Origin of the sequence: Geobacillus sp., from assembly GCF_017515625.1 — a bacterium.
GTDB classification, from domain to species: Bacteria; Bacillota; Bacilli; order Bacillales; family Anoxybacillaceae; genus Geobacillus; species Geobacillus stearothermophilus.
The window spans coordinates 1-13,188 of sequence record NZ_JAFWFM010000158.1 but is presented as its reverse complement, the minus strand read 5'-3'; the positions used below and the strand labels follow the sequence as shown (position 1 = coordinate 13,188).

18 protein-coding genes and 1 pseudogene are annotated in these 13,188 nt (G+C 51.2%); 5 read left to right on the top strand and 14 right to left on the bottom strand.

The annotated features are described in order from the left end of the window. The coding region (locus tag IKE44_RS09650) for a hypothetical protein (RefSeq protein ID WP_287465742.1) at nucleotides 1–288 on the top strand (288 nt) is incomplete at its 5' end. A gap of 127 nt (nucleotides 289–415) precedes the next feature. On the opposite strand, the pseudogene IKE44_RS09645 reads toward IKE44_RS09650, so the two are convergent. The 10 genes and pseudogenes from IKE44_RS09645 to IKE44_RS09600 form a co-directional block, all read right to left on the bottom strand. Next, nucleotides 416–574 (bottom strand): annotated as a pseudogene (locus tag IKE44_RS09645) (DUF1572 family protein); the annotation flags it as partial. Nucleotides 575–635: 61 nt separating this feature from the next. Further along, on the bottom strand, nucleotides 636–1,415 hold the full coding sequence (locus IKE44_RS09640) for an ABC transporter permease (protein ID WP_223812640.1): 780 nt from the start codon (nucleotides 1,413–1,415) through the stop codon (nucleotides 636–638). A gap of 4 nt (nucleotides 1,416–1,419) precedes the next feature. Further along, entirely contained in the window at nucleotides 1,420–2,145 is a 726-nt protein-coding gene (locus IKE44_RS09635) for an ABC transporter ATP-binding protein (RefSeq protein ID WP_011230240.1), read from the bottom strand. A gap of 71 nt (nucleotides 2,146–2,216) precedes the next feature. Beyond that, nucleotides 2,217–2,984 (bottom strand): hypothetical protein, encoded by a 768-nt coding sequence (locus tag IKE44_RS09630; protein WP_049624318.1) that lies wholly within the window; start codon nucleotides 2,982–2,984, stop codon nucleotides 2,217–2,219. A gap of 274 nt (nucleotides 2,985–3,258) precedes the next feature. Continuing rightward, the gene (locus tag IKE44_RS09625) at nucleotides 3,259–3,750 is read right to left on the bottom strand and encodes a YajQ family cyclic di-GMP-binding protein (protein WP_014195072.1); all 492 of its coding nucleotides are present in this window, start codon (nucleotides 3,748–3,750) and stop codon (nucleotides 3,259–3,261) included. 200 nt (nucleotides 3,751–3,950) lie between these two features. Beyond that, nucleotides 3,951–4,082: a DUF3941 domain-containing protein gene (locus IKE44_RS09620; protein ID WP_008879040.1), complete on the bottom strand. Its 132-nt coding sequence runs from the start codon at nucleotides 4,080–4,082 to the stop codon at nucleotides 3,951–3,953. Between the two features lie 243 nt (nucleotides 4,083–4,325). Next, nucleotides 4,326–5,189: a DegV family protein gene (locus IKE44_RS09615; protein ID WP_049626640.1), complete on the bottom strand. Its 864-nt coding sequence runs from the start codon at nucleotides 5,187–5,189 to the stop codon at nucleotides 4,326–4,328. Nucleotides 5,190–5,365: 176 nt separating this feature from the next. Next, on the bottom strand, nucleotides 5,366–5,566 hold the full coding sequence (locus IKE44_RS09610; RefSeq protein ID WP_015374102.1) for a DUF3813 domain-containing protein: 201 nt from the start codon (nucleotides 5,564–5,566) through the stop codon (nucleotides 5,366–5,368). A 2-nt stretch (nucleotides 5,567–5,568) separates the two neighbouring features. Beyond that, complete coding sequence (locus tag IKE44_RS09605) at nucleotides 5,569–5,721, bottom strand: hypothetical protein (protein ID WP_162839623.1); 153 nt, start codon at nucleotides 5,719–5,721, stop codon at nucleotides 5,569–5,571. 215 nt (nucleotides 5,722–5,936) lie between these two features. Next, nucleotides 5,937–6,743 (bottom strand): Cof-type HAD-IIB family hydrolase, encoded by an 807-nt coding sequence (locus IKE44_RS09600; protein WP_049624320.1) that lies wholly within the window; start codon nucleotides 6,741–6,743, stop codon nucleotides 5,937–5,939. Between the two features lie 116 nt (nucleotides 6,744–6,859). On the opposite strand from IKE44_RS09600, the gene IKE44_RS09595 reads away from it, so the two are divergent. The 4 genes from IKE44_RS09595 to IKE44_RS09580 all read left to right on the top strand — a co-directional run bounded on the left by IKE44_RS09595 (nucleotide 6,860) and on the right by IKE44_RS09580 (nucleotide 10,789). Then, on the top strand, nucleotides 6,860–7,627 hold the full coding sequence (locus IKE44_RS09595; RefSeq protein WP_049626639.1) for an alpha/beta fold hydrolase: 768 nt from the start codon (nucleotides 6,860–6,862) through the stop codon (nucleotides 7,625–7,627). Nucleotides 7,628–7,827: 200 nt separating this feature from the next. After that, a complete protein-coding gene (locus IKE44_RS09590; RefSeq protein WP_033005425.1) occupies nucleotides 7,828–8,199 on the top strand; it encodes an ArsR/SmtB family transcription factor in 372 nt (123 codons plus the stop codon). Next, complete coding sequence (locus tag IKE44_RS09585; protein ID WP_080986189.1) at nucleotides 8,189–10,315, top strand: heavy metal translocating P-type ATPase; 2,127 nt, start codon at nucleotides 8,189–8,191, stop codon at nucleotides 10,313–10,315. Before IKE44_RS09590 ends, IKE44_RS09585 begins: the two co-directional genes overlap by 11 nt. 222 nt (nucleotides 10,316–10,537) lie before the next feature. Then, nucleotides 10,538–10,789 (top strand): hypothetical protein, encoded by a 252-nt coding sequence (locus IKE44_RS09580; RefSeq protein ID WP_049624322.1) that lies wholly within the window; start codon nucleotides 10,538–10,540, stop codon nucleotides 10,787–10,789. 330 nt (nucleotides 10,790–11,119) lie between these two features. Here IKE44_RS09580 and IKE44_RS09575 read toward each other — a convergent pair whose 3' ends face one another. The 4 genes from IKE44_RS09575 to IKE44_RS09560 are packed head-to-tail and all read right to left on the bottom strand — an operon-like array spanning nucleotide 11,120 to nucleotide 13,138. Next, nucleotides 11,120–11,422 carry a metal-sulfur cluster assembly factor gene (locus IKE44_RS09575; RefSeq protein WP_011230255.1) on the bottom strand — a complete coding sequence of 101 codons (303 nt, stop codon included), beginning with the start codon at nucleotides 11,420–11,422 and terminating at the stop codon, nucleotides 11,120–11,122. A 22-nt stretch (nucleotides 11,423–11,444) separates the two neighbouring features. After that, nucleotides 11,445–12,695 (bottom strand): membrane protein, encoded by a 1,251-nt coding sequence (locus IKE44_RS09570; RefSeq protein WP_049624323.1) that lies wholly within the window; start codon nucleotides 12,693–12,695, stop codon nucleotides 11,445–11,447. Then, nucleotides 12,692–12,901 carry a DUF2249 domain-containing protein gene (locus IKE44_RS09565; protein ID WP_013146125.1) on the bottom strand — a complete coding sequence of 70 codons (210 nt, stop codon included), beginning with the start codon at nucleotides 12,899–12,901 and terminating at the stop codon, nucleotides 12,692–12,694. The genes IKE44_RS09570 and IKE44_RS09565 overlap by 4 nt, the downstream gene beginning before the upstream one ends. Nucleotides 12,902–12,904: 3 nt before the next feature. Further along, complete coding sequence (locus IKE44_RS09560; protein WP_049626636.1) at nucleotides 12,905–13,138, bottom strand: DUF2249 domain-containing protein; 234 nt, start codon at nucleotides 13,136–13,138, stop codon at nucleotides 12,905–12,907. Nucleotides 13,139–13,188: the final 50 nt, after the last annotated feature.

Genomic DNA, 13,188 nt, shown 5'->3' with positions numbered 1-13,188 from the left:
GTGATGGATATGCTCATCGGCGGCTTTTCGGTTGTGATGTTGATCGCGGTTGTGACAATCGTTTTTCTTTGGCGAAGGAATCGAGAAGGGCGAGTGTTTCTGTGGATATTGGCCCATTTCTTGTTGCTGTCTCTGGCTGTTTCATTTGCGCTGAAGGCGATTTCCTTTGATCTTACCCATGCGCAGGCATCCGAAGAAATCTCCCTCCTTCTTGGCAAGGCGGGGATGGCGTGGGGAGCGGGGATGGTTTGTTTGTTGGTCGGTATTGTGAAACTTTCAAGGCGCTGACCGTGATCCCGATAAGCGATAGGATTGGGAAGGAACAACAAGCAACAAAAAGAAGCCATCCACCTTGATCGGCTGAAGGTTCCGAGGGGTGGATGGCGTTTGCAAGATGATTCGAATAAGGAGTTGCCTATGTTGTTTTTCGATTTCTTGGTATGGTCAGTGTTTTCCAGTTGTTTGCGTTCAGCTGTTTCGCGATATAGACGATTTGCCCGATATGATACGAATAATGGTACATTTGCCGCTCAATGGCTTCGATGACGGAATGGGGTTCGCCGCGGATCGTGACGTCCGCAACAAATCCGTTTTCGCCGAAAGGGTGCGAAATGTGAGGGATAACGTCCGCTCTTTTATACGTAGCTTCCGATTTTTCCGTTTTTTCTCGCCCAATGCCATTGTTGCTTCAAGACTAATGAGCCCATGGCCAGCCATAATAGCGAGATGCCGAGAGCAGGAAAGAATACGGGCCATCCTTCATTCACTCCTTGCACGGCCCAAGAAAGGGGAGAAAAGTAGTTGAGAATATGAAAGGCTGTCGGCAATAAATTTGAAGATAGAAAAAAACCTGAGAAGATTAATAAATAATAAAGCAGCACCTCGGTAACGGCTCCGACTTGTTTTAAGCGAAGGGACAGTCCTAAAATGAACACACCGATTCCCGTCATCCCGATTAGGCTTACGCCGCCAAATACGACGATCTCCGTTATCATGGATAATATTCCCGAGAGAATTTCGGAAAATCCAATCATCAAAGCCGCACAGATGAAAAAGAGCACTACCCACACGGATGATAATGCGATTTCCGCGATCACTACGCCCATTAAAACTTGCCATGGGGGAGTCTTGGTGGAAAGTACCTGCTCTGCCGTGCCGAGATACGCTTCCTCGATCACCGTGTTGCCGAGCTTTGAGATCAAATGAGCGCTTAAGTACCAAAGGCTGAAACCGAACAGTTTGAGCGTCGCTTCCTTTCCGGTTTGTATCGGGCTTGCGTACAGCGTACCGAGAAAAAAGACAAATTTAATGATAAGGCCAACGGTAAAATCGAACCAATACCGACGATACTCTGCTCTTTTTTTCAAAAAGGAAGCCAATACTACATTCAAGATTTGCAGGGGCAACCGACTCACCTCCTTAGACGGATAGGTTGGAACGAATAGCGGCCAAAAAATGAGTTTCAAGGTCGGCTGGAGTTGAAAAATGTTCTTTCGTGCCGCTCCAAACGATTTTTCCGCCTTGAATAAAGACAAACTTATTTCCAACGGCGTGGGCAAAAGGAATGTCGTGGGTGGTGATGAGAACGGCTTTCCACCATTGGTTTTCTTCCGTTAACATGGTTCGGATATGATGTTGCGACTCAACATCAAGGCCAAGAGTTGGCTCATCAAGGAACAAAAACGGCGCTCCTTTCATTAAGGCGATCGCAAATGCCAGTTTTTGTTTCATCCCACGTGAAAGGGTTTGGGTAAGACGCTCAGCGTATGGGGTTAGATTCAACACGGCCATCATTCGTTCGGCTCTTCGTTTTGCTTCAGCACGACTCCATTTGTTCAGCAAGCCGAAGTATAAGAGATTTTCCAAAACAGTTAAATAAGAATAGGAGTTGTCAGCTTCTTCAAATACGACCGCAATCGACTCGCGCGCTTCATCTGGATGGCGGACAACATCTACTCCATTGACATAGATGCTGCCGCTGTCTGGTGCAGTAAGCCCGATGATGCATCTTATTAAAGTAGTTTTTCCGGCTCCATTCGGCCCTAAAAGAATAAGTCGATCCCCTTCAACCAGTTCAAGGGAAACATTATGTAATACTTGGCGGTTTGGCGGATAGATTTTGTTTACGTCTTGCACGGCAATCATTTTTTTCTACCCTTTCCATTTAATAAGCTAGGGTGGTCTTGAAAAATCTTGAGGACCACCCGAAAGGATTATTACCAACTCGCTGGGACTTGAGACGGAGCATGTTTTAGTATGTCGTCACTTGTTGGAATAGGAGGGACCACAGTAAGAGAACCATGTCCTTCCAGTCGATAGAAAAGCTCTGTAGAAATACTGGTGGAAAGTTCAATAGCTATATCAATTTTGCACCACATATTAAATACTCGGAAGAAATATTGGCGTAAAGGTATTTGATTAAATTCAACACATTTAACAAAAAGTTCTGGGTCAACTTTTGCTACTTCTTTGCAAGTCTCCAAAACTTTGATAAGATCCTGTAAAGGATTTATTGTGTTTTTAAATAAATCTCTTTCCCATTCAAAATATTTCACAAGATTATCTTGTTCAATAATTCCTGAGACTAACTTCCACATTTCTTGTGACGGTGGTAAGAATAGGTTCTTTTCCAGCTTATCTTTTAGGTTCCATTTATTAATTTGTGAAGCTAATGGATTTCCCTTATATTCAAGTTCAACGCATTTTTTGAGGAGGTCATCGTAGGATTCTATAATATTATGGATATCATGAATAGCAGTTTGTAAAAACGATATGGAGTTTTCTAGGTGTGCAACTGAATCACCGGTTGGTTGTACAAAACGAGTAGCATCTGTAGCACCGGTGGCAGCAATAATAGCTTTTTCTAGTTCAGAATTCGCTTGCCACAAATGAGTAATGCCTTGCCCTATAGCCCAAGCGCACTGAGCAGATAAAGCGGTGGTAATAGCCAGTCCTTTCGTTGGTCTATGATTTTTTCCACCCATATTCTCTTTCCCCTTTCTTTTTCAAACTTAAGTGTATTATACAAAAAAAAACAAAAAAATGTAAATATTTAAAATTAACGTGACATTAGAAACCGATCAAAAATACACGCCAAGACAGGGATTCCGTGAGCTTGTGTAAAAAGAGGGGCGTTTTCCGTGAAGTCGTCGTCAACACCATGCTTTTTTGAGCAGTTGGACTCCAAGCCTGTCATCAGTGTTTGGCGAGAGGCGTTTCACTAAACAAGAAAAGCGGATGGAGGTTTTCCCCATCCGCTTAGCGGTAGTTCACAAACTGCACGTCAATCGGCAAATCCGCTTCGCGAATGGCGGCGATCACCTTTTGCAAGTCGTCTTTGCTTTTGCCGCTGACGCGAATTTGGTCATCTTGCACTTGACTTTTCACTTTCAAGCCGGTGTTCTTGATGATCGTGGTGATTTTTTTCGCGTTTTCTTTGTCGATCCCTTGGACGAGCTTGGCGCGCTGGCGCACTGTGCCGCCTGATGCCGGCTCGATTTTGCCGTATTGGATGTTTTTCGTCGCCACCCCGCGCTTAATGAGCTTGCCGATGAGCACGTCTTTCAGCTGCTCAAGCTTAAACTCATCGTCGGAGATGAGAACGAGCTCGTCTTTCTCGAGCGAAATATCGCTTTTGCTTCCTTTGAAGTCGTAGCGTGTTTTGATTTCTTTCATGGCGATGTTAATCGCGTTCGCCACTTCCGACAAATCGACTTTGGATACGATATCGAACGAACTTTCTTTTGACATACGTGACCTCCCGGGCGTGTGATGTACTTTCATTATAGAAAAAGGTGGGGGGAAAGACAACAATGATCAAAGGGGCAAGAAGGTTAGTTTCGTCCTTTATCCGGAAGAGGACGGCATGTAGCACCATGCTGAAAGCGGGACTTGATGCAGGGGAACAATGTGAAAAAGGCGGTGTTTCAACCGCCTTTTTGTCATTTTGCTCACAAATGATCCGTCTTCTTCGAATATGCGAACTTCCCGGCTTCGCGGTTTTTTTCGCGCATCATGTTTTTCTCATGGCGCTTCGCTTGGTTGTCGCGCGCTTTTTTGTCATTGTCGCTCGTGTTTGGCATCGGTAGCCCTCCCTTGTTTCGATCGTCCATCATTAGTATGCGGCAAATGGAAATGAACTATATGGAAATAGGGGAAGGTAGTTTGTGGAAAGATAAATGGAGAATTTTTCTTAACAAATTTTCTCGGATGGCCGGATGCGGTCCAAAACGTACTACTACTACAACCTTCTTGATCAACTTCGGTAATGAGGACAGGCGCCTGTGGTTGTGCAGGCGCCTTTGTTTTGTCCGGCGGAAAAGGCGTCAGATCTCAATATATTTGTTCAGAAAAAAGAGGGCAATCGTCCCCGGTCCGGCGTGTGCGCCGATGACGCTGCCGATGTCGGAGAGGAAAAAGCGCGTGCAGCCGTGTGTTTCTTCGATCATCCGCTTCAGCTCAAGCGCCGTTTCTTCGTCATCGGCGTGGCTGATGCCAATCGTTTGCTTTTGCAGATCATCGCCGCGCTCTCCCATCAACTCGACCATGCGTTTCAACACTTTTTTCCGCCCACGCAGCTTCTCAAGTGGGACAAGCGCGCCGTCTTCGACATGGAGAAGCGGCTTGATGTTGAGCAAGCCCCCGAAGGCCGCCGCGGCTTTGCTGATGCGTCCGCCGCGCGCCAAGTAATCCAAGTTGTCAACGGTGAAAATGTGTTCCATATGGCGGCAATACGCCTCGATCGTTTCACAAAGCAAGTTGTACGGTGTGTTTTGTTTCGCCAGCTCGACTGCCTTCATGACGGCGAGCCCTTGGCCAAGAGAGGCGCATTTCGAGTCGATGATTGTCAGGCGAAATTCCGGATATTCATCAAGCAGCTCGCTGCGCACGGCCATCGCCGTTTGGTATGTACCGGATAATTTCGATGAAAAGGCGATGTAAAGGCATGGCCGGTTTTCTTTGGCGTATGGCAAAAACAGTTCCTTCATCGCCAGCGGGCTTGGCTGCGCGGTTCTCACGACATCTCCGCCGCGCATGGCGTCATATACTTGCTTCGGCTCGATCGTGATGCCGTCTTCGTAATCTTGGCCGTTCCAATGAACGACAAGCGGCAAAAAGGCGATTTGATGCTCGCGAATGTACGATTGAGGCAAATCCGCGCCGCTGTCGGTGATGATTTGAATGGACATCTTTCGTCCTCCTCTTTTCTCCTTTCGTGTTCCCCACGGCTCTATCAGATGAATGAACCGTTTCCGCAGGTGAACGGCGATTCATGTTTCTATGTTCAGTGTAGCGGTTTTCAGCTCAGAATACAACGGAAAATCGGGGACGAGAGAAAAAAACAGCTGCGGGAAGCCCGCAGCTGTTATTGAGTGAGCTCATCAAGCTCAGCTTGAAATTGACGCAACTGCGCTTTTTCTGCCGTGTTGGAATGCGCGTACGCGGATGACAAGGCGTTTTTGGCGATGGCAACAGCGCGCTCGACGCTCATGTCGATCTCGCCGCTTTTGGCTTGTTTCGCCTGTGCGACTGCTTTGCGCGCCTCTTGAAACAGACGGTTGCCCATCGTTATGCCCCTCCAAGCGACGTTTCCACCGCTTTTTCCGCTTTGCGTGCTTCCGCCTCGGCGTACGTCAGGTGATAAGGGATTCGCTTGTCATGCCGTTCAACCGCATCGACGCCTTGCTGGACGAAACGCTTCGATTTGTTTCGTTTGCCCATGACCGATTCCCCCTTTAAAAAGTTGAAGACGCGCGTTGCGTCACGTATAGTGTAACCGCCGCCAGGGAACAGTAGTAAGGAAATTCGTTACAAACCGCCGTTCGTCGCTCTGAAAGCGGAAATCTGCTTGACACGACAGGAAAAAATCAATGCAAAAGCGGAAAGAAGTGGTTGGGAGGCGCGAGAAGCCTCCCGTAGCAAGGGGGGCGGCAGGGCTACAGGCCTAGAAGATCTTGTAAATACAAGCCGATACCGTCTTCTTCGTTGCTTTTCGTCACATCGTCAGCGACCGTTTTCAATGACTCGATAGCGTTGCCCATGGCGACGCCCAGCCCGGCCCAATCGATCATTTCGAGGTCGTTGTCTTCATCGCCAAAAGCAATGACGCGCTCCCTTGGGATGCCGAAATAGTCGGCGACTTGTTTTAAGCCTGCAGCCTTATGGACGCCATGGCGGATGATTTCAATGACATGCCACGGTTCGCTCCAGCGCCGTTGGTGGATGACGTTGGCGTACACATTCGCTAAGTGTGATTGAATCCGCTCGATATGATCATCGTCCGTGTACACGAGCACGCTCGTCGGATCTTTGCCGAGCGAGCGGCGCAAATCACCGATTTCCACGGTCGGGTTGCCAAGGCGGACGATGTCAAGCAAGACGTCGTCGTGTTGATGAAAATAAACATTGTCTAACACTTCGGCCATCATATTCTTGATTCCATAGGATTCGCTGATTTCAACAATGTCTTTGACGATCGCAAGCGGCAGCGGGTAATGGTGCATGCCCCACGACGGCTGGCGCGGATGGTGGACAAACGCACCGTTGAAATTGACGATCGGCGTTGCAAGGCCAAGTTCTTCGTAGTACATGGAGCTTGCCCGGTACGGGCGGCCGGTGGCGATGACAACAAAATGGCCGACGTTGATGGCGCGGCGGATGACGTCTTTGGTAAATGGGGAAATCGTTTTATCCTCTTTGAGCAACGTTCCATCCAAATCCAACGCGATTAAATACGGCTTCATGTCCGACTCCTTTGCCCTCGTTATTCTTTACACTACATAGTGTAACTCTTTTCCAAAATCGCTGTCCATATGGTAAACTATATAGCGATGGAAAAAGAAAAGGGGTTTGTGCAACCATGGTGATCATTGAACAGGAACAGTTGGCCGGCGTGCCGGTTCTTCACGTTGTCAAGTCGGAAAAGCGGGACGAACGGCTGCCGCTGATTTTCTTTATCCACGGCTTTACGAGCGCCAAAGAACATAATTTGCATTTCGGCTACTTGCTCGCCGAGGCGGGCTACCGCGCTGTGCTTCCCGACGCGCTGTTTCACGGTGAACGGGACGAAGGCTTGAGCGAACGGAAATTGCAGCTGTCGTTTTGGGACATTGTTGTGCGCACGATCACCGAAATCAAGGAGATGAAAAACGACCTTGTAAGCCGCGGATTGGCGGATCCCGAACGGATTGGGCTCGCTGGGACATCGATGGGCGGAATCGTCACGTTCGGCGCGCTCGCCGTCTATCCGTGGGTGAGGGCGGCGGTGGCGCTCATGGGCTGCCCGAACTACAGCGCCTTTTTTGATGAGATGATTGAAGAAGGAAAGCGGCGCCAAATCGACATTCCGCTGCCGCCGACGCTGCTTGCGCTCGAAAAAGAAAAGCTCGCCCGCTACGATTTATCCAAGCAGCCGGAAAAACTCGCCGGGCGGCCGCTGTTCATCTGGCACGGGAAAGCCGACCAAGTCGTCCCGTATGCTTATACATATGAGTTTTACAAGCAAATTAAACCACTTTATGAAGGAAACGAAGACCGGCTGCAATTCATCGCCGACCCGCACGCCGGCCATAAAGTGACGCGTGAAGCGTTTTTGGAGACGGTGCGCTGGTTTCGCAAGCATGTGTAAGCAAAATCGGCAATGAGGAAACGAACATGTTTGTGGTCAGCTAAAGCGTGCTTCACAAGAGGAAATCCGCCTTTTAAACAAAAAAGGCGGATTTTTCGTTTGAACACATTTTTTATTCAAATGAACATTTGAATATAAGGGGGAGATATGCTATTCTATATTCAAATGAATATTTGAATATTGGCAAGGAGCGAGAAGGAATGCACCGTCATGATGTGTGCGACGTTTACTGTTATGACGACGAGAAGGTCGAGCGGGTTCAGCGGCGGCTTCGCGATGAACCAATTGCCGAGATTGTCCCTTTTTTTAAGGCGCTTGCCGATGAAAACCGGGCGAAGATCGTGTATGCGCTTTGCGGTGAAGAGGAGTTGTGCGTCTGTGACCTAGCGAACGTCATTGGTGCGACGGTGGCGACGGCATCACATCATTTGCGCATTTTGTATAAGCAAGGAATTGTGAAATATCGAAAAGAGGGGAAACTCGCCTTTTACTCGCTGGATGACGACCATATTCGCGAGCTGCTGCTTGTCGCGCTCGCCCATCGGAAAGAGGGGGATGGCCGTGGGGAATGAACAAACATTAGATCGGCTCGAGGCCAAAACATACCGCGTGCAAGGACTGACGTGCACAAACTGCGCAGCTAAGTTTGAACAAAACGTGAAATCCTTGCCCGGCGTGAAAGAGGCGAAAGTGAATTTCGGCGCCGCCAAGCTCACCGTTTGGGGCGAGGCGACGATTGATGAACTTGAGCAGGCAGGAGCGTTTGAACAGTTGACCATTCGTGAAGAACGAGAGCGCACCGTCCGGCCGGAACCGTTTTGGAGGAAGAAAGAGAACAGGAACGTCCTTGTCTCTGCTGTATTGCTTCTGATTGGCATTGCGGCCGATGCGGCGGACAAGGGGATGCTGGCGATTGCGATGTATTTGGCGGCGATCGTGATCGGAGGCTACTCCCTGTTCTGGACGGGGCTCCGGAATCTGTCCCGCTGGCAGTTTGATATGAAAACATTAATGACGATCGCCATTCTCGGTGCAACGGCGATCGGGGAATGGCAGGAAGGGGCGGTTGTTGTCATTTTGTTCGCCATCAGTGAAGCGCTTGAGCGCTATTCGATGGAGAACGCGCGGCGGTCGATCGCATCATTGATGGAGATGGCACCTGCGGAGGCGACCATCCGGCGCGGCACGGAGGAAATGACCGTTCCGGTCGAAGACGTTCGCGTCGGGGATGTCATGATCGTCAAACCAGGGGGAAAAATCGCTTTGGACGGCATTGTCATAAGCGGCGCCTCCACAGTGAATGAAGCGGCGATCACCGGTGAAAGTCTGCCGGTGGAAAAAGCAGTGGGGGATGCAGTGTTTGCCGGGACGCTGAATGGAGAAGGATTCCTCGAAGTTGAAGTAACAAAGCGGGCGGATGAGACGACATTGGCGAAAATGATTGATCTTGTGGAAGAGGCGCAAGCGGAGCGGGCGCCGTCGCAAGCGTTCGTCGACCGGTTTGCTCGCTATTATACGCCGTTTATTATCGTGACCGCGCTTCTGATCGCCATCGTTCCGCCGCTCGTGATGGGCGGGGAGTGGCTTGATTGGATTTACCGCGGTCTTGCCGTTCTTGTCATCGGCTGCCCGTGCGCGCTCGTCATCTCCACCCCGGTGGCGATTGTCACCGCCATCGGAAACGCGGCTCGGCGCGGCGTGCTCATCAAAGGCGGCGTGCATCTCGAACAAATCGGCCGGCTGCGTGCCGTTGCCTTTGATAAAACCGGGACGTTGACGAAAGGGAAACCAGCCGTGACCGATGTCGTCGTGTATGAAGGAACACGTGAGCAGCTGTTGGCCATCGCCGCCGCCATCGAAAAACGGTCGCAGCACCCTTTGGCTTCTGCCATCGTCCGCAAAGCGGAAGAAGAGGGAGCACCGTTTCTTGATGTGGCCGTCGAAGAGTTTCAATCGCTCACCGGCCAAGGAGTGAAGGCGGTGATTGCGGGGAACACGTACTATATCGGCAGCCCCGCTTTGTTTACCAGTTGGATCGGGAAGTTGCCCGATGAAGCGGAAAAGCAAATCTCTGCCTTTCGGGACGAAGGAAAAACCGTGATGGCCGTCGGCACGGCCGATCGGCTGTTGGGGCTTGTCGCCGCGGCCGATCAACTGCGGCCGTCCGCCCCGGAAACGGTTGCCGCGCTGCGGCGCCTTGGGGTGGCGGAAGTGGTGATGGTGACGGGCGATCACGAGCAAACCGCACAGGCCATCGGCCGTCAAGCGGGCGTATCCGATATTCGCGCCGAGCTCCTTCCGGAACAGAAGCTGGCGGCGATCCGCGAGCTGAAAGAACGTTGCGGCATGACCGCCATGGTCGGCGACGGGGTGAATGACGCCCCTGCCTTGGCCGCGGCCGATATTGGTGTGGCGATGGGCGGGGCGGGGACGGATGCCGCCTTGGAAACAGCCGATGTTGTGCTCATGGCCGACGATTTGCGCCAGCTGCCGTACACCGTCCACCTTGGGCGCCGAACGCTTGCCGTCATCCGGCAAAACATCGCCGTCGCCTTAGGGCTTAAAGTGCTGGCACTCGTGGCCGCCGTCCCGGGCTGGCTCACCCTTTGGCTCGCGGTGTTCGCCGATATGGGCGCGACGCTGCTAGTGACACTCAACAGCATGCGCCTATTGCGGGTGAAGGAATGAGACGGGGCTGCGGGCAGCGAGATACATCGTCCAACTTAGAAGAAGTGCATTTGTCCTCTCTCATGAAATGCGTGGAAAATATGGGTGCTTTCTGACGATGAGAGACGGTATAATGAAGAGGAAAACATCACAGCTGATTAGGTTGAATGTTTGGGGATAGCGGCTGTTGGATGGAACCATCGTTTTGGTCTGTTCATGAAAATCGTGGGGAAGAGGGGCGTCATGAAGGGATCTCGAAAAGAAGAGAGGCATGAAACGCAACGGACAGAAGAGATTCAACGGATGGATGACCGGGTGTTTTCGCCGGTCGAAGAGTTGGATCGGATCGCCGCGGGAGGGGCGATGAAGCGGGAAGCCCTCGATTGGCGAGGATTTCCCCGGTGGATTCGATATGTCGGATACATCGCCTTCGCCTTTTTTGTCATCGTTCCTTTGATGGCATGGTTGTGGAACGTGTATATAGATACGAGCTGAAAATGGAAACGATCCGCCAGTTCGATTGGATGAAGAGCATATTGATTCGTTTCATACCAAGAAAACAATCGATTCATCCCTAGAGGCAAAGGGCGCAACGAATCCAACCGTTGTTTCAGCTCGTCGATTTTAGCAAACATCGCTCTCACCTCTTGGCATATGATTCGCGGCCTCGATTCGTTTTTCCTTTAAATAGCCAAGCGATGGTTCTTGTTTTTCTATATGATACAAAAATAAAGGGCGGGGAGTGTTCAGCAGTTGCAGAACAATGAAACAACCGCCCGCCCAACACGGGCGAACGGCGAAAAGGGGATGGAAAAGTGGAGTGTTTCAAGAAAAATGCCCAAGCTGCCGGAGCGCTTCTTCGCTCATTCGCTCCGGCGTCCATGGCGGGTTCCATGTCACTTGGACGCGCACGTCACGGATGCCGTCAATGTGCTCAAGCGCCCGTTTGACGCCGCCGGCGATCGAGTCGTGAAGCGGGCAGCCGGGGGTCGTGAGCGTCATCAGGACATTGATATGCCCATCTTCGATTTTTAAGTCATAAATCAACCCTAAATCGACGACGTTAATGCCGAGCTCCGGATCAAGGACCGTTTTCAGCTGTTGAATGGCAAGTTCGCGGACATCCATCGTTCTTTTCCTCCTCATTCGCTTATTTTCGGAAGACCGTTAAAATCGTTCCGGCAAAGGCAACGCTTAATCCAGCCAACAGTACTTGAGTGATGGCGAACAGCGGCACGCTCGCGACAGCAAGCGCAACGGCCGCCAGCGCGAGGGCGAAAAGCCATAGGCGGCATTGGACGGTGACGGCTCGTTCATTCATCATTTGTTTTAACGTCGGCACGTTTTGTTGGCCGACTTTTTCGCTGTAGCGATGCGTCCACCATAAAAACGGCACGATTTTGAACAAATAGCCGACGATGCTGAAGAGAATCCAGCCGACAATGAATAGATAAACAATGATGCCAAGCAGCCGTCCGCTGCCGACGACGATGGCGACAAAGGCGGCAACGTGCAGCACAAGGCCGATGACGATGGCCGAAAGCGAAAAGCGGAACGGGCGGTCAAGCGTTTTTTTCATCCGCTTTTGCAAAATGGCGCGGATATGCCAGGCGAAAACAAGGAATCCGCTCATGAGCAAGGCTGCACCGGCTGCAAGCCATGCGTGGCTTCGCAAGAATAAGCTGGCGAACGCCACCGCAATCCCGCTGATGTACAGCGCATAGACGTAACGCGCCGGCCGCAGCGAAAAGCCGTGGGCGAGCGAGAACATCGGTACCATTTTGTACGAAAAGCCTATGATGAGAAGTGTGAACCAGCCGCACAGCCCGAACAGCACATGCAAGCCGAACACCGTTTCATGACTGTTGGCGCCTGTGGCGGCGAAAAAGTGAAAGGCAAGCAGCCCTCCAGCGGCGCCCGTCAGCAGCAAAAACAATAAGGAAGTCGCGACAAACAGCGTCATGATCGTTTTGTTTTTTTGTTGTTTTAATGTCATCGCCATTTGCCAGACAAACAGCACGATGCCGAACAGCAGAAGCAAGCCAGGGAGAAACGCTTGGTTTGGCGTAAACGCTAAACTGGCGGCAAAGGTGACGATGCCGAGAGCGGTGATCGCAAACTGCCAAAAACCGAGCCGCTCGCTCCAAATCGGCGTCAAAAAGGCGACCGGAACGAGCTGGTACATCGCCCCCATGGCCGTCATCAATGCAAAGCCAAGCAACGCCAGGTGGGCCGCCGCCCATACGAACGGCAGCCGGAACGCGCCGCTGCTAAGTGAGGGAATCGCTCCAAGCAACATAAGCTGCGATGCGGCGAACGCCAACACGGCGAACATGATAAACGAGAACGGAAGACGGACGTCTGTTTCCGTCCCCGTGCGAGTAGGAAACACGTTGCTCATCCTTTCGTAATGCGGATTTCAAAGCTGCCGTCTTCGCGTGCGACCGTCTCGTGCCGGTAGCCGAGCTCGTCAAGCTGTTCGTACAAAAACATCGGGCGGCGGTCGTTAATGATCGTCAGCGTCTCCCCAGGATTCAGCTTCGCGAGGGCAGCGAGCGTCCGCATCATCGGCTGCGGCGGCTCGAGTCCGCGGTTATCGAGGATCATCGGTCATCCCCCCTGCTTCACAAACGTTACTTTCCAATGTTTTTTTTCGATTTGTTCGGCCTCGTACGTAAATCCTTTCGCTTTCATAATCGGAAACAGCGGCAGCGGCTTGAATGGAGCGTGCAAAATGAACGTATCGCCCGGCTGCAGCGGTTTGATGGCGTTCATAATTTTTTCAAACGGCTCACGTTTCTGCCGCAAATCTTCGCGCACATCGAGTTCAATCGTCACACCCATGCGCTTTCCTCCCTCTAGAAATGTTGATTTATCAAGGCTTTTCGGCCCCT

Excerpts from the sequence above, each read along its gene's own strand:
- IKE44_RS09635 (WP_011230240.1), bottom strand. The coding sequence starts at position 2,145 with ATGATTGCCGTGCAAGACGTAAACAAAATCTATCCGCCAAACCGCCAA.
- IKE44_RS09630 (WP_049624318.1), bottom strand. The coding sequence starts at position 2,984 with ATGGGTGGAAAAAATCATAGACCAACGAAAGGACTGGCTATTACCACC.
- IKE44_RS09625 (WP_014195072.1), bottom strand. The coding sequence starts at position 3,750 with ATGTCAAAAGAAAGTTCGTTCGATATCGTATCCAAAGTCGATTTGTCG.
- IKE44_RS09620 (WP_008879040.1), bottom strand. The coding sequence starts at position 4,082 with ATGCCAAACACGAGCGACAATGACAAAAAAGCGCGCGACAACCAAGCG.
- IKE44_RS09615 (WP_049626640.1), bottom strand. The coding sequence starts at position 5,189 with ATGTCCATTCAAATCATCACCGACAGCGGCGCGGATTTGCCTCAATCG.
- IKE44_RS09610 (WP_015374102.1), bottom strand. The coding sequence starts at position 5,566 with ATGGGCAACCGTCTGTTTCAAGAGGCGCGCAAAGCAGTCGCACAGGCG.
- IKE44_RS09605 (WP_162839623.1), bottom strand. The coding sequence starts at position 5,721 with ATGGGCAAACGAAACAAATCGAAGCGTTTCGTCCAGCAAGGCGTCGAT.
- IKE44_RS09600 (WP_049624320.1), bottom strand. The coding sequence starts at position 6,743 with ATGAAGCCGTATTTAATCGCGTTGGATTTGGATGGAACGTTGCTCAAA.
- IKE44_RS09595 (WP_049626639.1), top strand. The coding sequence starts at position 6,860 with ATGGTGATCATTGAACAGGAACAGTTGGCCGGCGTGCCGGTTCTTCAC.
- IKE44_RS09590 (WP_033005425.1), top strand. The coding sequence starts at position 7,828 with ATGCACCGTCATGATGTGTGCGACGTTTACTGTTATGACGACGAGAAG.
- IKE44_RS09580 (WP_049624322.1), top strand. The coding sequence starts at position 10,538 with ATGAAGGGATCTCGAAAAGAAGAGAGGCATGAAACGCAACGGACAGAA.
- IKE44_RS09575 (WP_011230255.1), bottom strand. The coding sequence starts at position 11,422 with ATGGATGTCCGCGAACTTGCCATTCAACAGCTGAAAACGGTCCTTGAT.
- IKE44_RS09570 (WP_049624323.1), bottom strand. The coding sequence starts at position 12,695 with ATGAGCAACGTGTTTCCTACTCGCACGGGGACGGAAACAGACGTCCGT.
- IKE44_RS09565 (WP_013146125.1), bottom strand. The coding sequence starts at position 12,901 with ATGATCCTCGATAACCGCGGACTCGAGCCGCCGCAGCCGATGATGCGG.
- IKE44_RS09560 (WP_049626636.1), bottom strand. The coding sequence starts at position 13,138 with ATGGGTGTGACGATTGAACTCGATGTGCGCGAAGATTTGCGGCAGAAA.